The organism is Bacillus methanolicus MGA3 (assembly GCF_000724485.1).
GTDB lineage: Bacteria > Bacillota > Bacilli > Bacillales > Cytobacillaceae > Bacillus_Z > Bacillus_Z methanolicus_A.
In genome coordinates this window covers 17839-44223 of sequence record NZ_CP007740.1, presented here as the reverse complement: position 1 = coordinate 44223, position 26385 = coordinate 17839, and the positions used below count along the sequence as shown (strand labels likewise).

Annotated in this window: 25 protein-coding genes and 6 pseudogenes; 10 read left to right on the top strand and 21 right to left on the bottom strand. The window is 34.0% G+C overall.

Features of this window, described 5'->3' with window-relative positions; genetic code table 11:
• Positions 1–152: 152 nt before the first annotated feature.
• The 3 genes from BMMGA3_RS16440 to BMMGA3_RS16430 all read left to right on the top strand — a co-directional run bounded on the left by BMMGA3_RS16440 (position 153) and on the right by BMMGA3_RS16430 (position 3602).
• Positions 153–611 carry a CBO0543 family protein gene (locus BMMGA3_RS16440; RefSeq protein ID WP_050943052.1) on the top strand — a complete coding sequence of 153 codons (459 nt, stop codon included), beginning with the start codon at positions 153–155 and terminating at the stop codon, positions 609–611.
• 400 nt (positions 612–1011) lie between these two features.
• The gene (locus BMMGA3_RS16435; protein ID WP_003349852.1) at positions 1012–1590 is read left to right on the top strand and encodes a CBO0543 family protein; all 579 of its coding nucleotides are present in this window, start codon (positions 1012–1014) and stop codon (positions 1588–1590) included.
• A gap of 863 nt (positions 1591–2453) precedes the next feature.
• Complete coding sequence (locus BMMGA3_RS16430; protein ID WP_003349853.1) at positions 2454–3602, top strand: cation:proton antiporter; 1149 nt, start codon at positions 2454–2456, stop codon at positions 3600–3602.
• A 348-nt stretch (positions 3603–3950) separates the two neighbouring features.
• Here BMMGA3_RS16430 and BMMGA3_RS16425 read toward each other — a convergent pair.
• Both BMMGA3_RS16425 and BMMGA3_RS18615 read right to left on the bottom strand, forming a co-directional pair.
• Positions 3951–4867, bottom strand: a pseudogene (locus BMMGA3_RS16425) (S66 peptidase family protein).
• 668 nt (positions 4868–5535) lie between these two features.
• Positions 5536–5637, bottom strand: a pseudogene (locus BMMGA3_RS18615) (transposase); the annotation flags it as partial.
• Between the two features lie 32 nt (positions 5638–5669).
• Between BMMGA3_RS18615 and BMMGA3_RS18670 the strand changes: the two are divergent.
• Both BMMGA3_RS18670 and BMMGA3_RS17655 read left to right on the top strand, forming a co-directional pair.
• The gene (locus tag BMMGA3_RS18670) at positions 5670–6197 is read left to right on the top strand and encodes a thermonuclease family protein (RefSeq protein WP_318533220.1); all 528 of its coding nucleotides are present in this window, start codon (positions 5670–5672) and stop codon (positions 6195–6197) included.
• Positions 6198–6469 (top strand): annotated as a pseudogene (locus tag BMMGA3_RS17655) (excalibur calcium-binding domain-containing protein). It begins immediately after the preceding gene.
• A gap of 159 nt (positions 6470–6628) precedes the next feature.
• Here BMMGA3_RS17655 and BMMGA3_RS16415 read toward each other — a convergent pair.
• The gene (locus BMMGA3_RS16415) at positions 6629–6904 is read right to left on the bottom strand and encodes a hypothetical protein (RefSeq protein WP_003349855.1); all 276 of its coding nucleotides are present in this window, start codon (positions 6902–6904) and stop codon (positions 6629–6631) included.
• Between the two features lie 152 nt (positions 6905–7056).
• Between BMMGA3_RS16415 and BMMGA3_RS16410 the strand changes: the two genes are divergently transcribed.
• The 3 genes and pseudogenes from BMMGA3_RS16410 to BMMGA3_RS18560 all read left to right on the top strand — a co-directional run.
• Positions 7057–7512 carry a ferritin family protein gene (locus BMMGA3_RS16410; RefSeq protein WP_003349856.1) on the top strand — a complete coding sequence of 152 codons (456 nt, stop codon included), beginning with the start codon at positions 7057–7059 and terminating at the stop codon, positions 7510–7512.
• Positions 7513–7704: 192 nt separating this feature from the next.
• On the top strand, positions 7705–8013 hold the full coding sequence (locus tag BMMGA3_RS16405) for a DUF3784 domain-containing protein (RefSeq protein WP_003349857.1): 309 nt from the start codon (positions 7705–7707) through the stop codon (positions 8011–8013).
• 487 nt (positions 8014–8500) lie between these two features.
• Positions 8501–8683: pseudogene (locus BMMGA3_RS18560) on the top strand (DUF6262 family protein); the annotation flags it as partial.
• A gap of 369 nt (positions 8684–9052) precedes the next feature.
• Here the strand turns inward: BMMGA3_RS18560 and BMMGA3_RS16395 are convergent.
• The 4 genes from BMMGA3_RS16395 to BMMGA3_RS16375 all read right to left on the bottom strand — a co-directional run bounded on the left by BMMGA3_RS16395 (position 9053) and on the right by BMMGA3_RS16375 (position 11644).
• Positions 9053–9547: a DUF1572 domain-containing protein gene (locus BMMGA3_RS16395; protein WP_003349860.1), complete on the bottom strand. Its 495-nt coding sequence runs from the start codon at positions 9545–9547 to the stop codon at positions 9053–9055.
• Between the two features lie 161 nt (positions 9548–9708).
• Positions 9709–9948: a hypothetical protein gene (locus tag BMMGA3_RS16390; RefSeq protein WP_003349862.1), complete on the bottom strand. Its 240-nt coding sequence runs from the start codon at positions 9946–9948 to the stop codon at positions 9709–9711.
• A 599-nt stretch (positions 9949–10547) separates the two neighbouring features.
• Complete coding sequence (locus BMMGA3_RS16385) at positions 10548–11408, bottom strand: DUF7687 domain-containing protein (protein ID WP_003349863.1); 861 nt, start codon at positions 11406–11408, stop codon at positions 10548–10550.
• A gap of 2 nt (positions 11409–11410) precedes the next feature.
• The gene (locus BMMGA3_RS16375) at positions 11411–11644 is read right to left on the bottom strand and encodes a helix-turn-helix domain-containing protein (RefSeq protein WP_003349864.1); all 234 of its coding nucleotides are present in this window, start codon (positions 11642–11644) and stop codon (positions 11411–11413) included.
• A gap of 133 nt (positions 11645–11777) precedes the next feature.
• On the opposite strand from BMMGA3_RS16375, the gene BMMGA3_RS16370 reads away from it, so the two are divergent.
• Positions 11778–12653 (top strand): DNA adenine methylase, encoded by an 876-nt coding sequence (locus BMMGA3_RS16370; protein WP_003349865.1) that lies wholly within the window; start codon positions 11778–11780, stop codon positions 12651–12653.
• Between the two features lie 437 nt (positions 12654–13090).
• On the opposite strand, the pseudogene BMMGA3_RS18865 reads toward BMMGA3_RS16370, so the two are convergent.
• From BMMGA3_RS18865 to BMMGA3_RS16340, 5 genes and pseudogenes are all read right to left on the bottom strand, one after another.
• Positions 13091–13501 (bottom strand): annotated as a pseudogene (locus tag BMMGA3_RS18865) (type IV secretory system conjugative DNA transfer family protein); the annotation flags it as partial.
• Between the two features lie 673 nt (positions 13502–14174).
• On the bottom strand, positions 14175–15293 hold the full coding sequence (locus BMMGA3_RS16360) for a UvrD-helicase domain-containing protein (protein ID WP_003349872.1): 1119 nt from the start codon (positions 15291–15293) through the stop codon (positions 14175–14177).
• The gene (locus BMMGA3_RS16355; RefSeq protein ID WP_003349873.1) at positions 15290–16939 is read right to left on the bottom strand and encodes an AAA family ATPase; all 1650 of its coding nucleotides are present in this window, start codon (positions 16937–16939) and stop codon (positions 15290–15292) included. Before BMMGA3_RS16355 ends, BMMGA3_RS16360 begins: the two co-directional genes overlap by 4 nt.
• A gap of 258 nt (positions 16940–17197) precedes the next feature.
• Positions 17198–17446: a hypothetical protein gene (locus BMMGA3_RS16350; RefSeq protein ID WP_003349874.1), complete on the bottom strand. Its 249-nt coding sequence runs from the start codon at positions 17444–17446 to the stop codon at positions 17198–17200.
• A gap of 350 nt (positions 17447–17796) precedes the next feature.
• Positions 17797–18018, bottom strand: coding sequence for a helix-turn-helix domain-containing protein (locus BMMGA3_RS16340; protein WP_003349880.1), 222 nt, complete (start codon positions 18016–18018; stop codon positions 17797–17799).
• Between the two features lie 206 nt (positions 18019–18224).
• Between BMMGA3_RS16340 and BMMGA3_RS16335 the strand changes: the two genes are divergently transcribed.
• Positions 18225–18647 (top strand): hypothetical protein, encoded by a 423-nt coding sequence (locus BMMGA3_RS16335; RefSeq protein WP_003349882.1) that lies wholly within the window; start codon positions 18225–18227, stop codon positions 18645–18647.
• Between the two features lie 319 nt (positions 18648–18966).
• On the opposite strand, the gene BMMGA3_RS16330 is transcribed toward BMMGA3_RS16335, so the two are convergent.
• The 9 genes and pseudogenes from BMMGA3_RS16330 to BMMGA3_RS16295 all read right to left on the bottom strand — a co-directional run bounded on the left by BMMGA3_RS16330 (position 18967) and on the right by BMMGA3_RS16295 (position 25805).
• Positions 18967–19263: a hypothetical protein gene (locus BMMGA3_RS16330; protein ID WP_003349883.1), complete on the bottom strand. Its 297-nt coding sequence runs from the start codon at positions 19261–19263 to the stop codon at positions 18967–18969.
• Positions 19247–20047 carry a ParA family protein gene (locus BMMGA3_RS16325; protein WP_003349884.1) on the bottom strand — a complete coding sequence of 267 codons (801 nt, stop codon included), beginning with the start codon at positions 20045–20047 and terminating at the stop codon, positions 19247–19249. Before BMMGA3_RS16325 ends, BMMGA3_RS16330 begins: the two co-directional genes overlap by 17 nt.
• Positions 20048–20516: 469 nt before the next feature.
• Positions 20517–20981, bottom strand: a complete 465-nt coding sequence (locus BMMGA3_RS16320; RefSeq protein ID WP_003349887.1) for a hypothetical protein — start codon at positions 20979–20981, stop codon at positions 20517–20519.
• A 71-nt stretch (positions 20982–21052) separates the two neighbouring features.
• Positions 21053–21637: a TetR/AcrR family transcriptional regulator gene (locus BMMGA3_RS16315; RefSeq protein ID WP_003349888.1), complete on the bottom strand. Its 585-nt coding sequence runs from the start codon at positions 21635–21637 to the stop codon at positions 21053–21055.
• 286 nt (positions 21638–21923) lie between these two features.
• Positions 21924–22214: pseudogene (locus BMMGA3_RS16310) on the bottom strand (cytochrome P450); the annotation flags it as partial.
• A complete protein-coding gene (locus tag BMMGA3_RS16305) occupies positions 22207–22863 on the bottom strand; it encodes a cytochrome P450 (RefSeq protein WP_003349891.1) in 657 nt (218 codons plus the stop codon). The gene BMMGA3_RS16305 and the pseudogene BMMGA3_RS16310, both read right to left, overlap by 8 nt.
• Positions 22864–23010: 147 nt before the next feature.
• Entirely contained in the window at positions 23011–23913 is a 903-nt protein-coding gene (locus BMMGA3_RS16300; RefSeq protein ID WP_003349892.1) for a class I SAM-dependent methyltransferase, read from the bottom strand.
• A gap of 297 nt (positions 23914–24210) precedes the next feature.
• On the bottom strand, positions 24211–24342 hold the full coding sequence (locus tag BMMGA3_RS18550; protein ID WP_003349893.1) for a hypothetical protein: 132 nt from the start codon (positions 24340–24342) through the stop codon (positions 24211–24213).
• A gap of 413 nt (positions 24343–24755) precedes the next feature.
• A complete protein-coding gene (locus BMMGA3_RS16295) occupies positions 24756–25805 on the bottom strand; it encodes an aliphatic amidase (protein WP_003349895.1) in 1050 nt (349 codons plus the stop codon).
• Positions 25806–26385 lie beyond the last annotated feature (580 nt).

The window sequence follows — 26385 nt, the reverse complement described above, 5'->3', positions numbered from 1 at the left end:
GGCGTCTCGGGCAGAAAAGTAAGCTATTGGCTGTGCTAAAGCAAGATGCTGATTATTCTCCTTTCTTTATGAGGGAGAATAATGGATGAGGGATGAGGAGAAACTGTATAAAACAAATTTCTTTTATCATCTCCAAAGATTGGATGGCTTTTATGTGGTTTCTGTATGTTTCAATTGTTGTATTTAATTTGACAGCTTTTTTGATGAAAAAAAATTTACGTCCAATTGAATATTATGCAAGTATTTTTTGGGGGTTATTTTGTTCTGAGATAGCCGATTGTTTTGCCTATAAATATGATATGTATGGATTTTTTGATCCCTATTTTCTAGATGCAAAGACTTTATTGATTGTTTTGGGGATATACCCTGCTGCAACTATGCTGATTATCAATTGGTATCCTTTTAATCGTTCATTCATTATTAAGTTTTTTTATATTATTGTTTGGTCTGTATTTTCTACCTTTTACGAATGGCTAACATTAAAAATGGGATACCTTTATCATCATCATTGGAATTTATGGTTGTCTGCTGTTTCTTATCCTTTTTTATACGCTGCGTTATTAGGAAACTTAAAATTCATTCGCTGGTTAGAGCATATAAAGACGAAATAAATATAAAAAAACAGATAGTTTATTGGGTTTTTTAACTAACAAAAAACAATCATGAGTTGTTATACCCAACCTATTCATGAAAATCAATTCCCCAAGGACCAAAATGATAGTGACAAAAAATAGTATACATACGTAGTCTTTTATAGCGATTTTACCCTACTTTCAACTTTTTATCTTTTACCGTCAAATGTTGCTAAAGTAATTATTTCTTTACCTTTTCGATCTTTTCGTAAAATATTTACATTTCTAATACTACCCATCTTTAGTAAATAAAATAGTTTTTTAGATTTAAGTTTGCTTAAAAACTCTGCATTATCCCTTAAAAAATTTTCTTAAAATAATAATAAATAATACATTAAATGGAAAACTATGATTACCATTATTAATAAAGGAGTTTGTCATGAATATTGAACAAAAAGTCAAAATTGAACATTTAAAACAAATACAATTCGAACAAACAAATGCATGGTTAGATTATTGGAAACAATATTCTAGCTTTGAACATTGGCAATTTTGGGTAAACCTCGGTATCTTAGTCATCCCTTTAATCGTGCTTTATATTTTTCTAGACAAAAGAAAAGCATTGTTATTAGGCTTCTATGGTTTTAATGTACATGTATGGATTAATTATATCGATGCCTTTGGAGTTTCCAATGGTTTGTGGTTTTATCCTTACAAAATTTTTCCATTTTTTCAAACAGGTATGGTTATCGATGTTTCATTAATACCGGTTGCATACATGTTGGTTTACCAATGGACTCTAAATCATAAGCGAAATTATTACTTATACATTTTTGGACTTTGTCTGGTTTTTGCATTTGTTATAAAACCAGCAATTGCTGCATTAGGACTGTTGCAATTGGGCAAAGGAACAAATTATTATTTTCATATCCTCTCAGCTTATGTCATAACAGCATTGATTTCTAAGTTGATTACAAACATTTTTATTTATTTTGAAGAAAAATCAAAGGCATCATGACGGTAATTGTTTATTTTGTTATAAAACTTAGTAAATAATCATTTAGCTATAAACGTTGATGACATAATTAATCTCGATAAAGTGATTGAAAAATTACCTTTCTCTCCCGAAGAGATGAAATCTTTATATGATCAAATGAGGATTTTTCAACTTAAGCACAGATTGAACAGCCTTCCTCCTTCAAAGTACGAATAGTTGTCCATTTCTCGATCGAAATCATCCTCCAAAACTCCCCCCCATGTAACATGAGAGAAATTATGTTTAAAAGAAAGGTGGATCAATTTTCAATAAGAAAGGTAGGTCAGTTTTCATTGTAAATCTTCATCAACTTATTACCATTAGGCTTCTGAAGAAGCCTGGTGACTGCATTAAAAAAGGGAGTTATATACAATCTCCCCTTAAACCAACGCTCTATATTGTTTAATAAAGCAAAGATTAGACATCTCCATATTCCTTCAACTAATGATTAATATTCCAAGTAGTTACTCCTTTATTGCATTTAATGGTCAAACCGTATAGTAAAATCGCCTTTTCATTAAATCACCTAAAAACTAAAAAGACAAACTCATGTAATTTCTTATCACCAAAAATATAAAAAATCTTTAGAAAATTGTGATCTTATGCCTATTATTATTACCGGCACGGATGGAGTGATTTATCATGGCTTTCCTTCTCCTATTTTTGGGGCATGGAGTCGGCCTATTCATGGCACCTAAAGTATGATATACTAAATACCATTATTAATACAAAGAATTTTAGGAGGAGTCTGTCACTGAGGGATAACTATGTCCATTGGTGACAGGCTCTTTTTTATTTATTAAATTTGAAGCAAAACATAATTAATGAAGGGTGGGTATTTTTAGGTGATAATACTTCAGTTAGCTATTATTTTAATTGCATCGAAAATTGCTGGCAGTCTAAGCCTTAGGTTAGGGCAACCTTCGGTTCTAGGCAAACTCCTGATCGGGATTATTCTTGGACCATCGGTTTTGAAATTAATAACAGAAACGGAAACTCTAGCAGAATTTAGTCAAATCGGTGTTATCTTGCTTATGTTTATTGCTGGATTAGAAACCGATGTTGACGAATTTAAACGAACCGGAAAAGCTTCTACCTTTGTAGGTTTAGGTGGTATTATAGTTCCTCTTGTTTTAGGACATTTTGCAGGAATAATACTTAACCTTACAACAATACAGTCTTGGTTTTTGGGATTACTACTATCCGCTAACAGTGTCAGTATATCTGTACAAGCACTGAAAGAAATGAATCAAATAAAAACTCGTGAAGGAACCACTATCCTGGGAGCTGCAGTCATTGATGATGTCGTTGTCATTATCGCATTGGCATTTTTAATGAGTTTTGCCGGGGGAAATGTTAATTTAACCACGGTTATTTTAAAGAAAGTATTATTTTTCGCAACAGCCATTCTTGTTGGTTGGAAAGTAGTTCCTTGGTTCTTGAAAAAGTTTTCATCATTAAAAGTAACAGAAACTGTTATTTCGTCTGCTCTAATTATTTGTTTTGTTTATGCATATTTAGCAGAATACACAGGTGTCGCTGCCATAATCGGAGCATATATAGCAGGTCTGGTTATCAGTGTAACAAACTTCAAAAATGAGGTATTTGAGAAGATTGAAACGATTAGTTATTCTATCTTTGTTCCTGTATTCTTTACTTCTATTGGTGTCACTGCCCAATTTTCAGGTCTTACTCAAAATTTAGGTCTAATTGTTTTATTAAGTATTATAGCTATACTAACAAAATTAATTGGTGCATCAATTGGGGCCAAATTGGCTGGATTCAATTGGAATAGCTCATTAGGAATAGGTTCAGCAATGGTGTCCAGGGGAGAAGTAGCATTAATTATTGCAACAATTGGTTTAGAATCTAAACTTCTAACTCAAGATATGTTTGCTGTCATTGTTATTGTGATATTGGTTACTACGATTATCACTCCCCCAATGATGAAATGGTTTTTTAAATCAAAAATACAAGCAAGGGATTTAGCATAATCTTTTAGTAGAAGATAAAGCCTCCAAGTATTCTTGGAGGTTTGTACATTTAGGAGTAGTTTTTTCTTTTTGAAAATATCAACATTGTAGAAATAATATAAACTTTACTCATTTTTAACCCGGATAAAGATATTTGGTGATACGTTGCTAAATATAAACACAATATGGTATATATTAGGGGCCCCCTTATTTATATTTTTGGCAATGCCCTTTCTGTATGGAAGGGTTATTTTTTGTGGAAAAAAACAAAAAGATCTCCTACCAGTCGGCAGGAGTTCTTACTTGTCGACAAAATTGACTAGCTAGGATCAGATGTAAATCAGATTTCTTTAAACAAAATATTCCATATCAAAAAGAAACGGTTGGTTCAAGTACAGTTAATGTATTATCTATCGTATTGAGATTAACAGTAGCACCTATTGGAATAGAAGCTTTATAAAAATTATGCCCTGTAGCAAGGTTGACCATCAGGGGTTTTCCTAAGGGGACTAACCATTCATTAATTAACTCTTCATAAGTTGTACCATAAGATACAAGGCAATTTGTACATTCTCCCATGATAATACCAAGACAATCTTGGAATTTACCTGACATTAATAGCTGAGTTAGATACCGAAAAATTGTTGTAGTAGGTGAATTGATTTCTTCTAAAAAAAGTATTTTTCCTTGTGTATCAATTTCAAATGGAGTACCAAGGGTATTGACTAACGAAGTCATATTTCCACCTACTATTGGACCCGTTACATTGTCTGGTACTAAACTCATCAGAGGTTTATCCGGTGGATTCTGGATAGTCCTAGGAGTGTAGAGGTTGCTTCAAAGAATTGATTAAAATTATAAGCAAGTGTGTCTAATCTAAAATCAATAAGCATCAGGCTGTGAAACGTTATTAAATTACTAAATTGATACAAACTATTTAGTAGCACTGTTAAGTCACTATAACCAGATATAATTTTAGGGTTTTCTCTTATGACTTCATAATCTAGATAAGGAAGAATGGTTTGAACCCCTGTCCCTCCTCGTGTTGGTAGTATCATTTTGACTTTCGGATCTTTGAACATGTTCATTACATCTTCGGCTCTTTGTTGAGCCGATGCAGCTACGATGCCCTCATAAGAATAAACGTGCCTGCCCAAAACTATATTAAAGCCCATATCTATCAAAGTTTGTACTCGGGTATTAATAATATTAGCATCAAGAGGGCTGCCAAGTGTAACCAAACCAATCGTGTCTCCTCTTTGCAACACCGGTGGTCTTATTGCCATATTTTCCTCTCCCTGTATTCACTTCAATTATAATTTACGGCTCTAAGTCGCTCTATATTCATGCCTTCTATCCATAAAATAGAAATATTTTTATACTTAGTATAGGTAGAGTTTCAAGTGAGTCTAATTCCTATATAAGATTGTTGCAGATGTCTTTGGGAAAAATTATGCTTGGATTCAAAATTTTTTCAAATGTTTGAGGCATTAACTTACCAACCCTTACAAAATCAATCCAGTTTCTTCAACCAACGGGATAATTTCTCTTTTATATCCACTTCATCAACTAACATCTTTTCGGTGTCTTCATTGATTTTTTGTCGTGAACGATTTCATATTGTGTAATAAATCAAATATACATTTAGGTGCTTCTGACGCGATTCGAACCCGTACTCCTTTCGTAAACATAGGCTAGGAGAGACCCGTATACACTCCCCCACATTCACTTCAAATTTCAATGCTAAAGCTTTTAAAAAAATATATTTATATAAATCTGTCAAACTGGTAAAGCTTATAATGTATTCCCCTTTTTATTAAAAAGCATCTGCTCGTTGGCAGATGCACTTTTTTTGACGTGTTTCTTCCTATTATATATATTAATTTATCAACGTTCTTTCACATTCTCTGCCTAGCTTATAAAATGGAGTTTATGAAACTAATACGTTTTCCTCCTACAAATAATTCATTTTTTGAATAAGTTCATCTTTTGTCGGATTTGTATATAAGAGCGTCGTGTGAATATTGGAATGCCCCGCCTGATTCGCTACTTCATGAGACAGCAAAAACTAAAACTCAACTTCTTGCCTTGATCAAAAAGTATAGTAGTAATTCATGCAAAAATTCTTTAACTGTTAACAAGATCTATCTTGAAGGTGGCTTCAATCTGCCAACCGGCACTGCTCCGAAGTCAGCGCCGAAACCAGCACCAAAACCTTTGAACACTAAATATACTGCGACATTCTCCAGTTGTGTAGACGGTGATACCGCTAACTTCAAGATCAACGGTAAAGTAACAAAGACACGTTTCTTGTTTATCGACACACCTGAATACACGACGAAAAAGGAAAGATACGGAAAAGAGGAAAATAACTACACCTGCTCACGATTAAAGAAAGCAAAGAAAATCACTTTAGAGTTAGACGGTAAAGACAAATACGACAAATATAATCGTCTTTTAGCTTGGGTTTGGGTTGATGGGAAACTTCTTCAAGAGGATATAACCAAAGCTGGTTTAGTTGAAGATTTCTATGATTACGGCACATATAGGTATGAAAACCGGATACGGGCAGCCATGAGTTATGCAAAGAAACACCATTTAGGAATGTATAGGTAAATTGAAGGAAAGGTATTTGCTATTTTGCTATCTTTTGGATTAATTCTTGTTTATCTTACAGCTATACTAACTTTGCAGAAGCAAAGACGAAAATTGTAAGGTTCAGCAACTGTAAAACCATGAACAAGGTCTACAAGGGTGGTGTGGCTAAGTCTTCTAAAGTGAAAAACATAGGTGGAAAAACTAAATACAAACCATTTGTTTCCTTAGAACTTTATAACGCTAACTCATCTAAAGATCGGGACAATGATGGAATCGCTTGCGAAAGATAAGAATTCGTTTTTTAAAGTAAGGAATAAGCCCCTCTTCGAGTGAGAGGGGCTTATTTTATTTAGCTCTCTTAAACATTAATGTTGATATTTTCTAAAAAGAAAAGAACTAATTTTTTGTTCTTTTTGTATGTCTTATTTAACTAGCGTACCCCTGTTTGTTCAAGAACTTCTTTTGTTATTCTTTAAACTCCAGTAAATTACAAGAACTGATGGGATAATAAGCGGAATAACAATAAGAAATGTGAATGTCCAAGCTGTATTCCAAAGAAATACAAAATCACTACAGCCCTGCGTACCACATTCCGTTGCTCGAAGTCCTCTTTCACTTATGGATAAAAAATAACCGATTAGTCGTATACCAAACAGGAAAAACCATACTATCACAATAGCAATTAAAAGTGAAATTACTTTAATACAGGATTTTACTCGTTCCATCTAAAATCCTCCTAGATTACTCAATAACTTAATCTCCCATGAGAAGATTTATATCATTTTGTGACTTTTTCCAAAAAACATTCTAAACGGTATGCACCCAGTACATTAATTACCCGTATTATACTACGAGTAAAAAACTGGGAGGTTCTCATATGTATTATTATTTAAATAACTACAGTTTGAATAATTACAATTTAACGTACAGACAAAATGATAAATTGGTTAGTGACATAGAAAAGGCAATTAATGGAGAATATAGTGCAATAAATTGTTATGCCAAGTTAGCTAATTTGACTTCAAACGAGAATCAACGGAAACAAATCCTTGAAATTCGTCAGGATGAAAAAAGGCATTTTCAACAATTTAGACAGATTTATGTCAGTCTAACTGGGAATCAACCTCAACCCAAAATCACCGAAGAATGTCATGATGTTTATTTAAATGGATTGGAGCTTGCTTTACAAGATGAGCAACGAACAGTTGATTTTTACTTAGAAATTGCAGATGAAACGACTAATCAATACATTAAAGAAGTATTTCGCAGAGCAGCAGCAGATGAGCAAAATCACGCAGTTTGGTTCCTATACTATTTTTTAAAAGCTAGATAATTGGTAAATGTTTTTTCGGTGAATCATCTTCAAATAAAGGTGCTTTAATTTAATAAAAGATAAAGGCTGTTTTCGTAAACTTGTTGTTTTTTGTTATAAAAAAATCGCGCTATAATATATACAAAAAATTGAAACTATTAACTATCGGATCTGTACATTAATCAGAAATTACAAGATGGAAGTGGTTTTATTATGGGAACTATGAGTACAATTGCTACAATAGTTGTTGGAATATTCATCATTTATTTAGGTTATCTAATTGGGGTTAAAAAGATGCTGCCCCTAATCATAGGCTATAGCGATAAGACATTTTATGGAGATAAAGAAAAGTATGCTAAAAGAACGGGATTACTTGCAATAATATTAGGGGTTTTAGTTCTTTTAATGCCTTTGATAGTTCTGATTTTCGGTGGAGTTGCTGAACAAATATATAAATACATTATTGGTGTTTATGTTGTAATAATGATTATTGTTACTAATTATTGGCGATTTCGATTTTAAACCATTTGCTCTACACGTTTATCAAATTCCAAGTTTTTCTAATACCAAATTCTTCTCGGATTCAAGCCATCTAAACCAATAGAGGTAATTATCCAAGTATTCACTTATGGGTGCAAAACGGAAAAACATTAGTTAAATCAGCAGGCAAAATCGCAAAATATTCACCAATGAATTGAAAGGACCACAACGCATAAAAGCAACGGGAATAAATTATTCATTGTTCGTGCATACATGGCTTTACTATTTTTTTTATCATAAACCTACTCCCCTAATCAAGAAAACTGGACTGCTAAATGATCATTAAGAAAAATCAGAAAAATCTGCTGATATTCCAGAACTAAACTATTTAACTTCTTTCTCTTAGTACCAAAAATAGCTATCCACATTACAAACAAACCCACTAAAATAAAACGATTAAAAATAGAACTAAACCCATCTTTCCTTGACCATTCTTGTCATTGTGTATTACCATCTCAAATCAAATTAAACTTTTCGTCAACAACAAGCACAAGCCCCTACACCAAAACAAGTAAAGCGAGAAATGAATGAGAACAATAAAGACGCTCTCATTAAATCGCTGAAACGAAAAATCAAAAAATTAGAAGACGAAAACAAGCAATTACGGGAACAGTTGAAAGTAGCTTACGCAGAGATATATAAAAAGATTTAGGTGGTGGGGAGAACGGTGTTCGCCCTGCTTGTTAGTTAAACAAAGGGAGTAACTTACAAGTGAAAATGGAACTTGTTTTAACTTTAGTTGTTCTTCAATATGCTTCGTGCCAGATCTTATCGCTTTAGTTAATACACCATATAATATCAAAAGTACACCAATAGCAGCTAATATATAAGATAGTCCGACAATTAACAAAAATAGCAATCAAAATACCTCATTTTTTAGCAATCTCTCAATATAAACGTGCAACTGAGAGTTAGTTAAACTCCGCTTTCATAAATATACAGATTTTTCTGAGCTAGCTTACGTTTAAAAATTGTGCCAATGGAGGCTATTTAAATTTATTTCCCAATTACCCCCTTTAACTTACTTCCTCCTCGGTATCGTTAACGTTTTCCAATCCGTTGATCTAATTTGCTTGGCGATATAGACAATCTGTCCAACATGGTAAGAGTAATGGTACATTTGCCGTTCAATGGCTTGAATGACAGAATGTGGTTCATTTCGGATGGTTACAGTTTTTAAAAGGTCATTTTCAGTAATTTCATAGAAAGTCTTCAAAAACGTTCCCCAGCCTTTTTCCCAGCAAGCGATGAGTTCTTCCCTGCTATTCATATCATTGATAAATTCGTCATCACGATTTCTATACGGTTTTTCACCGTCTGAAGTAAAAAAGTCGGTCCATCGTGAAACCATATTGCCGCTCATGTGTTTGACAATAATCGCGATACTATTTGATTCTTCATTTAAACTGTAAAAAAGTTCTTCTTCGGGCAACTGTTCCATTGCCTTTTCCGCCGTGTTTTTCATTTCCAAAAATCGTTCCCTCACAACCTTTAAGTACTCTTGGCCAATGCTCATATCCACACCTCCAAATAATCTTCTAATAATCCATTCCACAATAGACAAAGCAACTACTCATTTACGCAATATCACAAACTAACACCCCTAGAACGAATCGAGTAAGGAAATAGTTCATAAAATAAAATTTTGTTGCGTCAGAATCGCCGATAACAACACATTTATGAAAAAATTACTCCCATTGTAAAGATAAATGCGGTAAATAATCCTAAAAGGAATATCAGTATTCTTTTTACTAAAGTTAGGGAGTATTTATAAGTAAGATCAAATATCAGTTCAACTAGGCTAGAAGAAACACCCGTATACATATTGTCAATATCCTTCTTCTTTCCAAACACAGCAAACCACATAAGAATATAACCCAGTAATGCTAGTATCGCTAGAAGCACTTTTAACCACATTTTAGTATCTCCTAAAGTTGTTTTATCATCTCGATTTTAAATTATTCTGTAATGATCCACTAGCCCCTTTAATGACCATAGGTAAACTTAGCGAGGGAAGTTCCTGCAGGATCCTTCACTTTAATTAGACGGTTTTCCACATCGTAAACGAACGTTTTGGAACCGTTGCTGGTCAGATTAGAGGATAGCGCCCGTTAGTGTAATAACGTAAATCATTTAAGCATTTGAAGCTTTTTGAATTCATCAATCATTTTTTCGAATCCTTTAATAAACTATGTTGAATTTATTTTTTAGACTCTTTTAATAAACTATGTTGAATTTATGATCTAAAGAATACCATTCCCATCGATAAAATACAACATAGTTGATATTATGTTGAATAAAAAACACCACCCATAAAAGGTGGTATTTAGCTGTTATTTTCATTAAAATGTTTAGACATGATAACTGTAGATAACTGGTTAAACTTACTTCCGGTAATTCCTTGGATTGATCCCATTCATCTACGACCTTTCCCCGCTTGAATATCAAGAATAGACCGCAGCTTAATAATATACTCTTTTTTAATTGTCTACTTGACAGGGATATGTGCACCCTGCTCATTTTTTATAGTATTGATTAAGTACTGATCTTAAAATTTGAGGCCATCTTTCAAATACTTCTTTACCCATAATTACCTCATCTACTAAGCCCATATGTAACATGTCAATAATTCGGCAAAGATAAGACTTACCCATATTCCACCAAGTATTATAATCATCGATAAAGTATATATGTTGAATGTTTTTTAGTGTTTCTTCCCTGATTGTTTTTATTTCATAGCCATCTAACTGAGTTTCATAAACCCCATCAGCAATTCGGCTTCCAAAAGTAGTTGTGTAATAATACTCTTTTATTTCCCAAATTAAAATTGGATTGATCGTACTTGGAAAAGCACCATCAAATCGTCGGGACATTATACCTTCCAATTCTTTATTTACGTTTAATACATATGATAGATTCATAGGGTTATCATCAAAATAAATGTCTTTTCCATAAACTAAACCGTTATTGTTTGCAAAATGCCTTAGTTCCTTTTCTGCAATAATATTAATAATGCATGTAAAAAAAGCATAATCCTTCTTTTCATTCCTCTGCTTGTTTAACGGAAGTTTGCAAGTATAGTGGTTTTGTTGATGATCTTTAAAGGCGATTTGGAAATATTTTCTTGCTTCTTTTACATCCATTAGATAGTCCTTCTGCTTGTTAAGTAAATCGGCTCTGTATTTTAGATACTTTAATACATCTTGAAAAATATCTTCTTTTACATTTATACCTAACTCTTTTAGTTTTGCTCTAGCCTGTTGCTCCAAGTAATAAATTACTTTTCCATCTTTTGAATATCCCAACTTTTCTGAAAGGAGTTTCACATAAGCCCAAAATGCCGAACTTTTGTTTATATATTTACTGTTTGCTTGCATTATTAATTTTCCTCTTCCATTTTCCTAAAAAATGTCGATGCAGGTATGTTTAGTGCAGCACAAATCTTATGTATGTTTATAAGTGAAATATTTCTATCCCCTCGCTCAACCTCGCTGATATATGTTCTGTGTAATCCCGATAAATCTGCTAAATCCTCTTGACTAAACCCTTTTTTAGTTCTAATTTTTTTTAATGTCTGTCCGAAGTTCTTCTTTATTTCAATCTCATTTATCATGTTCTTATCAACTCTTTTTGATTTGGTAATTCAATACAAAATTTACTATTTTGTAGTCTATACGTCTACAGACTTTAAGTGACATTCAACAATATTTATGGTATAATTTGCATAAGAATTTGAGGTGATAAACATGCCAGTGTTAAAAACAGAAGTTCCACAATTACTAAAATGGGTTGGAAATAAACATCGTTTTGCCGAAGAGATTGTTTCCTATATGCCTGAAAAAATAAATACATATTATGAACCTTTTTTGGGTAGTGGAGCAGTATTAGGAACACTTTGCAGTCATAATAATTCCCTGTTTAAAAGATTCGAAAAGGCTGTTGGATCCGATATTTTACCGTTTCTAATTAAAATATTTAATTATGTAAAGAATGATCCTGATACTTTAATTAATCATTATAGAAAGTGTATAGAGAATTACAACGAAGATAAAAAAAATAATTATCTAAAAATTAGGGAAAGGTTTAATAAGGACTTTAATGCTCTTGATTTTGCAGTTCTAACAAGAACCTGTTACTCAGGTATTGTCCGTTTCCGTAAGAAAGACGGATACATGAGTACTCCAGTTGGACCACACACTCCTATTCCGCCAGAAGAGTTTGAACGAAGAGTAAGAATTTGGCATGAACTTGTCAAAGAAGATGTAATCTTTTTAAATGAAGACTTTAGAACTGTTATGGATATGGCTAAAGAAGGAGATTTAATTTATTGCGATCCACCGTACACGCATAGTCAAGGAATCCTTTACGGAGCGCAAGAATTTAAAATTGAGGATCTATGGCAAAAAATATACGAGTGTAAGCAACGTGGAGTTAAAGTAATGTTATCTATTAACGGGAAGAAAAAAAGTGGTGCTGAGGATATAAGTGTAAAACCGCCTGAAAGTTTGTTTGAAAGAGGCACATACGTCAACTGTGGAATAAGCATGATTAATCGTTTACAACGTGCAGGTGAAATAATGGAGAACGAAACTGTTTATGATCGTTTATTCTTTACTTGGTAAAAGTAAAAAAACAGGGGTCCCTGGTATTATCCCCTACAAGTAGACAGTAAAAAAAGAGGACATTTGATATGATGTTCTTAGGAGTCTACCTGGGAGGGGATTTTTTATGGACTAAAAAAGAACAAACCTTTAACTCATATTCAGTAGATCTGAAAATTAAAGTCGTTCGTTTAAAATTGGAGAAGGGATGGTCTTATCGATATTGCCCTTTAATGGAATAAAGTAGTAATCCTTTCTAAAAGTAATATCCAAAATGTTCAATCAGAGTACAGAACCCCCCTTACGTTCAACGGCTTATTCGTTGAGAACTTCCCCAAAAATTAACCTTCAGCAAGACTGGAGACTTTTATATTATGGAAATTTCTTTATTATCAAGAAACAAAACCAAACTTCTAAAATAAGATATCTGTCGTTTTAGGTGTACCGCATCCACCTTATCGTTTCACATATTGTTCTGAAATGCTTTTAGAGCCGTCTTTCCGTCCATACGAAGCACTTTTTTGCTTGTGCTTCACTGTTTGTTTCTCCGGCAAGCTCACTAAAATATTTCGCCGTTTTGGTATCTTTAGTTCGCAAAAACCTGGGTATCAGTTGATAATCGAACGAGCCATTACCGGACCATATCGTCTTTTATCTTCTAGCTGTCCGATGTCTTGGATGATTGTCATCATCGTCATACCAAGTCCTCGGCAAGTCGCAAGTACTCTAGGGTATTTATTTGCCACCATTTCAACAATATGGCGCATATTCACTTTTTCTTTGTACTTTTCTTTAACGTAAAGAATAAACGCCGATAGATAAGCAACGGCCGATACGCTCCAAAAATCACGTTTTCCAGTGCTAATGTTGCCATAATATCAGCTCTTGTTTTTCCGATGCTCATGTTTGCAAGGCTGAATATATGATACGCCGAAATGGATTTTCATCTATACGAATCTTGATGTAAAGAGTTCGAAGCAATCGTATTAGCAATTGCTCTAGCACCCTCATCGTCTTCAACTTTGGTAAAACGTATTAAGTCAGCTAAAACTAGTTTAGTCCAAACTATTTGCTTATTAAAAGGCATGGGAGTGCCAAACCTTGGGTTTATGCTTTATCCTTAGTTATTACTCTTTCTTTAATCCAGAACTATCCCATTGTCAAAAAAATCTGCTTCCGAAGGGTGAAGATTTTTTGCTGCAAGATAAGGGAGTATATACACTCACACAAAGCCTGTTGTATACTGATTTTTCATTGCTGTACATCAAAGGGCACAAATTAAAAAAAAAGATAATTGTTTTGTAGAGTACTTGAACGATAATCATGCCGATTTGGAAAAGATATGTCATAAAAGAACATAGAGAATTTATAATTCTTTTTTATTTTTAGCACATTAATCGCAATTGTTGTTAATATACAAAAATTAAGGGAAACCTATTATAAAAGGTTTCCCAATCTTCCAACTACTCACTGGTTCATTTTCTGGTTGTTTAATTTTGTAAAAAGTATTTTAAATTCTAAAATTCCTAGTAGATACTTTTATTATAATTCACAATATCTCTGCGTACCTTCTATATCAATATTATTATCATAATTAAAAACAATACCGACACTATACTTAGCTCTAGTTAATGCAACATAAAATTTACTCCTGCTTTGAGGTTGCAAGTTAAAGTTATGATCTAATAACCATTTAATCATTGGCTTAGTAGGGTATATTAGAACTCTATCAAACGTTAAACCCTTTGAGTAACCAAAATTAATTGAAGGATAATCTTTATGAACATTTACTCGGATACTATCCCGAAGTTGAATAGGGCTATACCTTCTTAAATATTCATCAATATCTTTTTCTCTTACTAAAAAAACACCTTTATGTTTAATATCGTCATCCTGTTTTGAAATACATGGCTTATAATTTGGATAAAGTTTGGATGAAAAATCACATATTTGCTGATTATTTCTATAAGAAAAGTTTAATGTCTCTTCATCAATAATACAATTACAATTTTTACATTCTGTTTGTACGAATTCCTTAATCTTTCCTTCCCTATATTGTCTATATTTAGCCTCATGATGAGTTAAGTATGTTACTTGACGTGGATCACCAACTATTAGTATATTTGATTTGCTTTTAAAAAGTAGTTTTAATATTTCAAGATCATAACCAGCCAAATCCTGAACTTCATCAATAAATATATGAGAATATATTCTGCTAATTCTATCAATAACTGCACCATTACTTTTTTCATTACATCTAACAACAAATTTTGAAATTTTATCTGAATAAATTTTTAATTGTTCATTAAAATAATGATTTCTAGTATCGTTTTCTTTAAAATAAATTGGTCTCCCTTTATAATAATATTTTAATCCTGACTGCTGATTAACTAGTATCATTCCATTAATATTATCTTCGAACAAATAGTTCTGATACGGTCTAACTCCATGTTGCAATAAAAAAGAGAACCAAGTCTGAACAGTAATATTTTTAGGGATACTTTTATTTTTTTTTATTATTTTTCTTTTAATTTCTTGTTCATTTGCCTCAGTGTAAGTTGTAATCAGAACATTACCGTTTGTCTGTTTTAATGCTTCATTAATTAGATATGTGGTTTTTCCTGATCCAGCAGCTGCTATCATCAACTTATTTTCCTTCATACTCTTATAGCCTCCAAGATATAATCTGGAAAATAAATTTCCTCATCAGTTTCAAATATTTTCAGTGCACATTCTGTTTTATTTCTTTTCATATAAATATGTAGCTGATCTTCTGTTTCAAAATTAGTTCCGAAAATTTTATTGAGCTTTTTTATATCATTAACTTTTACCAATTTGGGTTCTAAAGTATTGTAATTAAATGGTTTAGAACCAATCATCAAATTACCTTTATCAATTGTTTTATCGTAACAAATTTTTATATTTGGATAAGATTCTCTACATAAATATTTTTTATATTTTTTTTCAATTAATTCTATATCTCCATCATTATCTGTTACAACAACAACTGGTTTTAAAATCTTTTCAGCAATTTCTAAAAATCTTAAAAAAGATGTTCCTACAGAGATAACATCAATTCCATCTTCAATTGGTAACTTTCCATTATTTTCTTTCATATAAGCTTTTTGTACAATCAACTCATCAGAATCTCCTTCTACTAATATAGCTTTTTTACAAAGAATTAGCCGTAAGGTATCATAGCCTGATATTTTTTCAAAAAATCTTTTAGTCATATAATCAAGTTGATTAAATCGAATTGTTTTATTATCATTTAATAAAATCAAATGATCTAGCCCTAGCTTATTAGCAACAAAACTATTATGTGTTGATATAATTATCTGTTTATCTTGCTGATATTCTTTTATTCTATTGATAAGTTGATTGAGTTTTGAATGTGAAAGATGATTTTCTGGTTCTTCTATTAGAATGACATTAGCTTCTTTAGTTTTTTTATGGGATAATGCTAGTTCTGTTTTTAAGATGCTTTGTTCACCTTTACCTATAAAATGGAAAGGGACTTCATCGAGATAAGTCATTAAACTGTTTTCCCATGCATTTTTAGTCAAAAGTTCAACAGAAAACGATATCTTTTTATCTGATAATGTTGAACACTTACTTAATTTTTGATTTATTATTTGAATTGAACTGTCATCCATAAAGTATTCTCTCATTTTACGATGTGCTTGGGAAACAGCTACGATTTCATCTAACTCTAAATTTTCGCGAATTATACGAGATATATATATATCTGAACCATTTTGATAACGATTGCTTGAAGAATCAATCATTGCTGATTTAATAGGAATTTTTCTTGAAGTAATATTATTATCACGAGCAAATGTTGACCAAAAAATATCATAATACTCTATAGGAAGTGTTTTAACTTCTCCACTTTTTACAAGTTCCTCATACTCTTCTTTATACTTTTCATCAAATGCTATTTTTAAAGAAATACCTGGAGCGTGAACCTTTTCAGTATTATTGCTTCCCTCAAGTAGATCAAGATCTTCACCCTTAAAATATAATTCAATTAAAACTTGAGGCATATCCTCCACTTCATTAGTACCTTGATTAATTTTTTTTAAATATTCCTCAACTACTTGATTGTTAAATAAGTACTGTGTTAATTCATTTTTTAAATACCTACCATTATACAAACCTGTCAGTGCCAAGTGAATTGCTTCTAATATTGTCGATTTTCCCGCCTCATTATTGCCAACTAATATATTTAGACCATTATTTAAATTTAAAGTAAATTCCCCTTTAAATCGTTTAAAATTTACTATTTTAACTTTAGAAATAAACAAACTATAAACCTCCTTAAATTAGAAACATTCCTTGTAAACCAAGATCTATTATTCAGTTCATTTTAAACTGTAAAAAGATTTAACTCCCCTCCTCCTTATTTTGACGTATTGTTATTTTTTATTTCGTCAAAGTACCGTCATTAGTAAACCATTATTTTTTTCGCAAAAAATAACCCTTCCAAACAGAAAGGGTTTTACCAAAAATTATGGTGTTAAGGGTTTTCTTGAAATATACCATATTTTGTTTATGTTTAGCAATTAATTACCAAAGTCTATGTCCGGTATAGGTTCCTCATCTATCTCACGGACTTCCTCCGTTATATCTTTTTCATTGTTCACGATCACCTTATTGATACAAGTATCTCGATACCCTGTTTCCTTCTTTATTTCACAGATCCATTCATACGCAGTGCCTGGAATATCCTCTTCTTTTCGAACTGTAAAGTCTCCAAACTGCAATAGTTTTTGATCTTCAACGTCGAGGTGAACGGTTAGTTTGATCTTCATTTACATTCTCTAACCTCCTTACATTTAATTATACAAACAAATGTTCGAAAGCCTACTGTGAATAGAACAAACGTTCTTATATAATAATAAAAAAGGAGGTCTGATCGATGAAGGGTTTGTTAAAAGAGCTTTGGAATCGGGAGAAATTTTGGAAATGATTTATCTGTCCAACAAGAATGAAATAAGCCAACGGAAAATCAAAGTGGTTGATATTTCATCAAACACTTTTCGAGCCTATTGCTTTACAAGACGACAACCAAGAATCTTCAAAATAAGCAACGTTTTATCGATCGGTCTTGTACGAAAAAGAAAAATGAATCAGGGGGCATAATTGTCGTTTTCCATCATATTCACATCCAAAAATCATGATATTCAACATTGTATCCCATCTTTTTTAGCCCTTTTTGTAATTTTGCAAATGTGGAGAATTTGGGCTTGTAATCTTTATCATTGCACATATTTGAAACTGTCGCTCTTCCCAGATTAGCTGCTTCCTCCAGTTCAATTTGTTTAATCCCCTTTTTATCAATCCACTTACCGAATTTAGTACGCTTCTTACCTATTCCAAACAATTTGCTCACTCCTCTTTTTTATCCAGTCTCGGCAAAAATGTCCGTTTTTAAACCACAAGAAAAAAACGGACATATTGGACAAGCTGTGTCGAATATTGTTTATCAAGACGTCTTGAAGACGCCAGTAAATAGAGGAAGGAAAGGTATAAGCATTAGAAGTGAAGGACGTCAGACAGACGTCAAACACGATAGAAGGAGGACGTCACATGTATAGACCGACCGTGCGTTATGCAGATGTTTATAAACAATATGTGGATAGTTTGTTTCACGCTACTACACTAGATCGGAATCAAATCATCCGTGCAGCTTTATTTACGGCTGCCCATTCAAAAGAATTTTTAAATTTGATGTATACAAATAAGAAGAAAGACGTCAACCTCCCCTCCCCATCATGGAAGTTGGAACAATCGGAATTATGGAAGGAGCAGAACCCAACAACAAGAGAGGAGAGGGACGTCAATGCTAACTGCGAAGGAAAAACAAAAGTTAAAACAAATCCTGGAACTATTGGACGAGAAAGAAGTGAAGACCATAAAGATAGACGTCTCGGGCAGACTGCGGGACGAGAAGGGGAGATTCCGTTCAAAATCCGAACGTCAGGAAGAGGCATCAAAATACGCATCGGGTAGGAAGATTAAACTTGTTAAGGTGAAAGGTAGTTACGGAACATACTTAGTACAAACAAAACTATTTTCTGACGGGGAATTGGATTTATTATTAATATCCGGTTTTCTAATCGTGATGGCATTACTCTTTTAATTATTTTTGGGCATTCCACCCATGCATTAGAGGGTTATTTCAGACCATATCAGAAAATTTCTTCCTTGTTTCTCCATTATAAAAAAGGCAGGGGCAATCCCTGCCTTAAATTCACTTTACGCAACCATTGAATTTTTCTTTTCAATTTTTATAAAAACTTAAAACTATTTATTATTGAAACAGAGAGATCTACATCTGATCCTTTCCTTTTAACTCAGATAAATATTTTTCTACAGCTTCCTCAATAAGCAAATAAACATTCTTCTCCTGTAAGATCGACTGCATTTTTAGTTCTTTATGTAAATCTATGCGCAGATCAAAGGATACCCGTTTTCTTTCTATCTTCTTTTCTTCCTTTCTTTCTTGGTTGTTTTCTTCGTTGGAAACAACATTGTTTTCATTTCCAACCGATTCCACTAACACTTGTGTAGGTGTAATCGTTTTTTGCTGACGTTTTAGATTTTTGATGTCATCTACCTTTGACACGTTCCATCAGCTCCTTATAAAAATTTTTGTATTGTCCCAAAGCCTGCTTCAACTCAGAGTTTTCATCGAAACCGTACAGTGACAACCTTCCAATCGGGGCTTTTCGTGTAATAATAGTTTTGAATACTTCGTTTGGATAATCCTCTTCGATCATTTCGTTAAACGCTTTGGCATCGCTTCGTCTAACATCGTTCATCGTACGCAAAATACCGATAACCTTTGTTCCGTGCTTACTAACATTTCTTGCTCCCTCTACGGAATCCATGAAATTTGGAATCGCAGAATAGCACCAGTTAGAACATTCAAATAACACAACGACATACTCACTGGCACATAAGGCATTCGTTGTCTGTTCACTTAATGAAGGAGGCGTGTCGATAACAATAAAATCGTAATTATCTCTCACCTTCTCTAATGTTTCATCTAAAATCTTACTAGGATTATCACCGTTATAACGAATTTTTTCGCCTAGATATGTCACGCCTGTGTAAATCCAGCGAGGAAAAGTCGCTAAAAAATTATTGGCCGGCAACAGGTCTAGGTTTTCGTAAATTGGTACGATATAGTTTGTAGGATCCTGATGCTGCATCGCTTCGAGCACCGACTTCTCAACAAATTCATTCGAGGGTCTCTTAGACAGAAATTCTGTTAAGTTTCCTTGCGAGTCCATATCAACCGCAAGCACCTTGTACCCGTCTTGGCTTAATAGATAAGCCAAAATCCCGGTGGTGGTTGACTTGCCGCAACCGCCTTTTTGGATGCCCATTGTTATCGTAATAGCCAACCTTCGAATCCTCCTTTCTTCCAACGTTCTTTTCTTCTTTTCTTCTTTTCTTCTTTTCTTCTTTTCTTGGTTCTTTTGTTTGTTCTTATCATCGTTATTTATTTGAATTCGACAAGATAAGTAAAACACCTTTTGAACTAAAACAATAAAGGGAGCAAAAAGCTCCCCTTCTTACTCTTATACATTACAAAGCAATATATCAAATGGTACCGACACAATTAATCGCCTATCGGCGTTGCCGAAACAGAAAGTGAACCACCTTCGGAACTTCACTTTCCGTTTCGGTTAAAATGGGATTCACGTATCAGAAAATTACAAGGAGGGTTAATACAATCTCTTCTTCAACCAACGCACCCGATCGTATTGTTGAAGAAGGTTGAAAGTACAATTTAATATATAAAATAGCAACGGATTACAATCGAATGAGGGAACGTGTTGATTAATATCTTAAACCAATTTTTACAAACATTTATATTTGAAAAGGTAAAACAGTTAATATTATAGCTAATACAAGAATAATTTTAGACAACAATTCGACTAGGCGATGCTCTTTATTTTGCTCTGAACTATTAACAGCAGCATCTCCCTTCTCCAAAAGTCTCTTCTTCAATGATTTATCTACAATGAACTTCCAAAGTAACAACAAAAGTATTATAGCTACCAAGCCTAGATGCCAATAAGAATATTGGATTCTCATGCCAATTCGAATAAAGTCCAAAACCATCATTACCGTAGTAGCTACAAATGCTACTTTGTTATATCTATTCCAAGCATTAATAGAAATTGCCTCAGTTGATTTAACAATCTCTGTTCTATCTTTTCGTGATAATTGCTGTAACAACAGTGGACGTACACAAGCTGCCATAATGATTCCTCCACCGACAATAATAGCCAGTGAAACTCGTTCAATGGACATAAGAATTACCTCTAACATAAAATACTCCCCTTTTTTTCGTTGATCTCAATGAATGCAAGTACATACTTACCCTAAAGTTAAAAATTAAACTAGAGTGTTAACCCTCTAGTAAAAACTTCAACAGTGTTCTTTAAAAATTCTTCTTCAGTTAAATCAGTAATCTGGGTACCATGTTGTGAACGAGACATAAAAAAGCCAAAATTCATCCAAATTAATGCCATTGCTTGAGCTTCAACATTTGTTTCAACCAAAATCCCTTTCTCTCTCATTGTATTAAAATATTCAATTAAATGTTCTTTCAATTGCCGTGGAATATCTGCAATTTGTTGTTTCAGTTCTGGAAATGAGTCTCCTTCTTTTAAGCCAATCATAATTAAATCACGGTTTTCGTATAAAAGTTGTTGATACAACTTAGAAAACATCAATAAGTCTTTTTCTAAATCCCACTCAACCTTTTCTTTTATAGCTTCTGAAAGTGTAGAAACATATGATACCTTTTCAAAAACAGCTTTTACAATTCCCTTCTTATTGTTGAAATGACGAAATAATGTTACTTCATTTACACCAGCTTCCTGTGCAATTGCACGAGTAGTTGCTCCTTTAAATCCTTTTTCCCTAATTAATTTTAAAGTTGCTTGTAAAATTCTTTCACGAGTATCTAAATGTTCTTCCATTAGTAACTCCTCTTTATGAATGCAAGTAATTACTTACATCATAAAATGAATTTCTATTTATGTCAAGTTACATATAAAGAACTACTGCAAGTCAGGAATAGTTTTTTGTTTTTTCTTATTCAACCTGCCCCTTTAATTAAATAAAATAAGGCAGATATCCTTATTAGAGGATAGCGCCCTATTGTTGAAGATCAAAGGCTTTGTTGAAGCCGTCTCGCACTTATTGAACTTTAGCACGCATTTAAAAAGCTAATTACTCACAATAATTGAGTAGAGTAGAAATAAATTATATCCTCTTTTTAACATTTTTGATTACTACTTTACTATGGGGGATACTTGGCATGCTAGCCATGCTGAAACTTAAATCCTGGTCAGGAACTTCATAATCCATTCGATTTGTTAGATAATCAAGACTCACTTTCATGACTTCAATGGTGACCCACTCCCCAGCACAGCGATGTCCCATAAAGTAATCACCACCACCCTGCGGAATGAAGCTAAAAGGGCTTCCTTCCCATTTGGCAAACCGATCTGGACTGAACACATCAGGATTTTTCCAAATTTCAGGGTCATGATGCTTTGATGAGGATCGAGATGAGGTCATTTCCTGGATGTGCCCGTTTTTCTTCAATGATTTGCTCAAAGAAGGCGCTTAATTCTGCTTCGGTTCTGTTGCGGGTCTCTTTGAATTTGGCCAAGTGTTCGGGGTGATCATTCTCGGGAGAACTGACCAGCGTATCCGACCAGTCTTTGAACAGTTTCATTTCGGACGATGGAACACCCAACATCTCGGCAATGACAATCACGGGCAGAGGATAAGAGAAATCATTCACAATATCAAATTCCGATTGCCCTTGAACCGAATTGAGCAGTTCCGATGCAATCTCATGAATGCGGGATTCCCACTCTCTCATTACTTTGGGAGTAAAGGAGCGACTTACTATGGAGCGGATGTCCGTGTGCTTGGGCGGGTCCATGGCAATGATGCTTTGGGAAAGTGAACTCTTCCCTCTTTGCGGAATGACGTTTGAGAAAAATTCCTTATCCTCCAATACCCTTTTGACATCTTTATAGAGGAAAACATTCCACATGCCTGCCTTGTCATTGTAATAAACGGGTGTTTGTTTCCTCATTTCTTCATACCACAGAAAAGGATCATAAGGGTCTATTTTCCCACGCAAATAACTGCTGGGGATCAGTCTGACTTCCATCGTTCGATTTTCCATGAGTTTCCCTCCAAAGTGAGATCAATTTGAATAAATAAGACTCTTTTATTGTGCGACATGGGTATTAACGACTTCCCACCGGGCCCTTGAGAGAAAAGGGACATCTCTTTTGGATTAATAATCATCTAATATGGGAAAACATATTTTTTACTCTACTACTGCCCTCGCAAAGCGCACATGTTTACTCGCATAATAGCTGTCCGTTCGACTCTGAAAATAACGTTCTTGGATATCGGATGGGCTTAAGTTCTCATGAAGACGGAGCCCTAAACTTTCCAGTTCAAAAGCCAGTGTTGACGGGTCAAAGGTCGTTTTAATCGGCTCGCCTATCTTTCGTAAATTCTCCTGCATCTTTTTCATATATGGAGTAGCTTCTTCTGGTACAAAGTAATCGAAAATAACCGCACTGCCCACGGGGGCAATATCGGTAATAGAACGCAGCGTTGCGAACACTTCGTTTCGAGTTAAGTACATTGTGACACCTAGCCAACTAAAAAAACTTTTAGTCTGCAAATCATACGAAGTTCCCTTGAGTGCATCAGCCAAACTCTCCTTTGTGAAATCCACAGGTACAAAGTGAAGATTTGATGGGATTTCCCATTCTAATTCAGCCAGTCGATTAAGTTTGAAGGCTTGTGTGGCCGGGTGGTCAACTTCAAATACCTGAACCTGACTTAGGAGATCTGGACGACGAAAAGCAAAAGTATCCAACCCAGCTCCGAGTATCACATACTGCTCCACCCCTTGTTTTACAGCCTGATCAAGGTTGTCTTCCGTATATCTTGAACGGCTAAGGACACTAGGTAACCCCATGGCTTGCAATAAAGACGGCAAGGTATTTGTTGTCTGGTCGGAGCATGCCAAGTTACTTTCAGGAACATTAATCTGGAGAGCCCTAAAAAATCCTTGTTCAATGAGTGCACGTCTTTCGTCTGGTATCAAACGATAGGCTAGAAAGTCATCAAAAATTTTTGGGGTATCATTCATGGCATGGTAGGCACGTAAGTAGGCGGTCATTATTGCAGTAAGACTGACTTGGTTTTCTTTCATTTGAATATCCTCCTTTTAGAGGCTATCTCCTTAGGAACTGGAAGATAACATCAAAAAAAAGTATACCAAACCCATCTTTTATGTCAATTATTAAAATTTCAATAATATCACAATAATAAAATTTTGTCAATGTTTTATTTAGAGGAAACACCAAAAAGATGCCCTTGATTGTGACATAAGTTTTAATAGAAAAAATACACAAAAGGAGCTGATTTAAAAGCCTGATTAGACTTTTAAGTCCGCTCCTTCTCTATCAAACACCACTAATACCTTTAGGTTATTGTATATCAGCAATTCTTAAGTTTTAAGAATGGATTCTTGTGATTCTTGTGTTTCATTAGAAAGACTTTGCAATTTCCTAAGGATTTCTTGTTGCCATGTTTCATCACCTATATAATCCATCCATGCCTCCAACATCGTGGATACCATTCATTTGTATACCCCCTATATTTTAATAAACTACTAACCACACCAATCGATATGGGTGTTAGTTTCTGCTTTACTTTAATGTGTACCTTAACAAAACTCCTTTGGACACTTAGCAACTAATGAATACAGAGTATCTACCATATTTTCAACGTGGAGCTTTCCTACTTGAGTTAACAACTGATAGGCCTCGAGAGGATCAAATCCATAATCCTCCTGCATCCATATGATCAACTCCTTATAGGCTGTTCGTGTTGCATCTTCCAAACCGATATTATCCCCTTTAAGTAGACAATAAGGAGAAAGGGCTATACTGTTTACTTGGGAAGGATAATATCATTGAAGGGTTGTTCTTTTGTGTCTGTACACTGAGATGTATGTAAAATAATCTTTCTTCGATTACAAAGGAGATGATGTTATTTAGTACCGATGACCTGCTCTTTTTCTTCATGAGGGATTCCCACAATCGGGCACTCGACGGTTCCCACTGTAGAGCGAGTGATTTTTTCTACATTATTGCGGGCTTTTTCTGGATCGAGTACCCATGTACGATAGAAGTCAAATGGACAATCAGCAACACCGCGGTCACCATCTCCGGAATTGATAAGTCCAGTATAGCCTCGATGAAGTAATTTGAATAAATGGTTTTGAGACTGTTCATTTTTGCGGAAATCGCGAATTTGGGAAATGGAGATCTCGGCATACTGAATTCCATTTTCCTCCGTTCCGCACTCTCCAAGGGTGCGGCCGTCAAAACCAATGATTGCTGAGTGGCCAAAGTAAGAATATACACCGTCAAAACCAGTTGCATTCGCCACAGCTACGTACGTATTATTCGCCCAAGCCATTGCTTTGGCCATCATAATTTGCTGCTCTTTAGCCGGATACATGTATCCTTGGCATCGAACAATAAGCTCGGCACCTTTCATCGCACAGTCACGCCAGATTTCTGGGTAGTTTCCATCATCACAGACGATTAAACTTACTTTGAGGCCTTTTGGTCCTTCGGCTACATAGGTAGTGTCGCCCGGATACCATCCTTCAATCGGGCACCACGGAATGATTTTTCGATACTTTTGAACAATTTCTCCTTTATTGTTCATTAGGATTAGAGTGTTATAAGGAGCTTTGTTAGGATGGTCCTCATGTCTTTCTCCTGTTAAGGAGAATACTCCCCACGTATTGGCTTTTCGACAATCTTCAGCAAAAATAGCTGTTTCTTCTCCTGGAATGGAGGAGGCAGTATCATACATTTCTTTTTCATCGTACATAATTCCATGCGTACTGTACTCAGGGAAAATAATTAGATCCATGCCCGGTAAACCTTGCTTAATTCCTACAATCATATCCGCTATTTTTCGACAATTTTCAAGAACCTCTGCTTTGGTATGTAGGCGTGGCATTTTATAATTAACCACTGCTACACCAACTGTGTCATGACTACTTGATATGTCTCCATGTCTCATCTTTTAATACCCCTTTCCCTAGTAAATAGATTATAGATAGGTCAAACGAGGAAACCCCTTTTTTGTTTAACCTTATTAATTATTGATTATCACACTTATATAAAAAATGGTATTTTTATGTAAATTTTTCTAACATACTTTTTTGGTTCTGGTTAATTTACTAATAGTTCTGCAAAAAGGAATACAAATTTTTTTCAACTATATAGCCCGTTTGTTGATGAACTATAGCCTGTTCAAGTAAAGAACTTATTTTTTTAAAGTAAACAACATTTTTCCAAATACACGATTATTAAAAATTGCGTTACCAATTGCAAAAGCAAGACCCGGAAATTTGCCTTTTAAATATGCGTAGACCTGTATCCTGTATCCCTTTTTATTTGTCGGATCCAATTCATAAGCGATTCCCAGAATATCTTCTTCTTTGGACTTCCACCCTATAGATTACACCCATGCCGGGCGCACATAAAAAAAGCTTGTCGACTTTGTCGACAAGCTAAATAACTGAAGGCTCCTTCAGTATCGAATTATTAGCGAAAAACACAATGCAAAATGTATTGAATCCACTTTAAATGTTTTATGA

Bases quoted from the DNA above. Each gene is read 5' to 3' on its own strand.
- BMMGA3_RS16360 (WP_003349872.1), bottom strand. From the start codon at position 15,293: ATGAAGGAAAATAAGTTGATGATAGCAGCTGCTGGATCAGGAAAAACC.
- BMMGA3_RS16375 (WP_003349864.1), bottom strand. From the start codon at position 11,644: ATGATAAATGAGATTGAAATAAAGAAGAACTTCGGACAGACATTAAAA.
- BMMGA3_RS16305 (WP_003349891.1), bottom strand. From the start codon at position 22,863: ATGGAAAATCGAACGATGGAAGTCAGACTGATCCCCAGCAGTTATTTG.
- BMMGA3_RS16390 (WP_003349862.1), bottom strand. From the start codon at position 9,948: ATGTGGTTAAAAGTGCTTCTAGCGATACTAGCATTACTGGGTTATATT.
- BMMGA3_RS16335 (WP_003349882.1), top strand. From the start codon at position 18,225: ATGTATAGACCGACCGTGCGTTATGCAGATGTTTATAAACAATATGTG.
- BMMGA3_RS16350 (WP_003349874.1), bottom strand. From the start codon at position 17,446: ATGAAGATCAAACTAACCGTTCACCTCGACGTTGAAGATCAAAAACTA.
- BMMGA3_RS18550 (WP_003349893.1), bottom strand. From the start codon at position 24,342: ATGGTATCCACGATGTTGGAGGCATGGATGGATTATATAGGTGATGAA.
- BMMGA3_RS16385 (WP_003349863.1), bottom strand. From the start codon at position 11,408: ATGCAAGCAAACAGTAAATATATAAACAAAAGTTCGGCATTTTGGGCT.
- BMMGA3_RS16440 (WP_050943052.1), top strand. From the start codon at position 153: ATGTGGTTTCTGTATGTTTCAATTGTTGTATTTAATTTGACAGCTTTT.
- BMMGA3_RS16370 (WP_003349865.1), top strand. From the start codon at position 11,778: ATGCCAGTGTTAAAAACAGAAGTTCCACAATTACTAAAATGGGTTGGA.
- BMMGA3_RS16395 (WP_003349860.1), bottom strand. From the start codon at position 9,547: ATGAGCATTGGCCAAGAGTACTTAAAGGTTGTGAGGGAACGATTTTTG.
- BMMGA3_RS16410 (WP_003349856.1), top strand. From the start codon at position 7,057: ATGTATTATTATTTAAATAACTACAGTTTGAATAATTACAATTTAACG.
- BMMGA3_RS16300 (WP_003349892.1), bottom strand. From the start codon at position 23,913: ATGAAAGAAAACCAAGTCAGTCTTACTGCAATAATGACCGCCTACTTA.
- BMMGA3_RS16405 (WP_003349857.1), top strand. From the start codon at position 7,705: ATGGGAACTATGAGTACAATTGCTACAATAGTTGTTGGAATATTCATC.
- BMMGA3_RS16295 (WP_003349895.1), bottom strand. From the start codon at position 25,805: ATGAGACATGGAGACATATCAAGTAGTCATGACACAGTTGGTGTAGCA.
- BMMGA3_RS16315 (WP_003349888.1), bottom strand. From the start codon at position 21,637: ATGGAAGAACATTTAGATACTCGTGAAAGAATTTTACAAGCAACTTTA.
- BMMGA3_RS16435 (WP_003349852.1), top strand. From the start codon at position 1,012: ATGAATATTGAACAAAAAGTCAAAATTGAACATTTAAAACAAATACAA.
- BMMGA3_RS16415 (WP_003349855.1), bottom strand. From the start codon at position 6,904: ATGGAACGAGTAAAATCCTGTATTAAAGTAATTTCACTTTTAATTGCT.
- BMMGA3_RS16320 (WP_003349887.1), bottom strand. From the start codon at position 20,981: ATGTTAGAGGTAATTCTTATGTCCATTGAACGAGTTTCACTGGCTATT.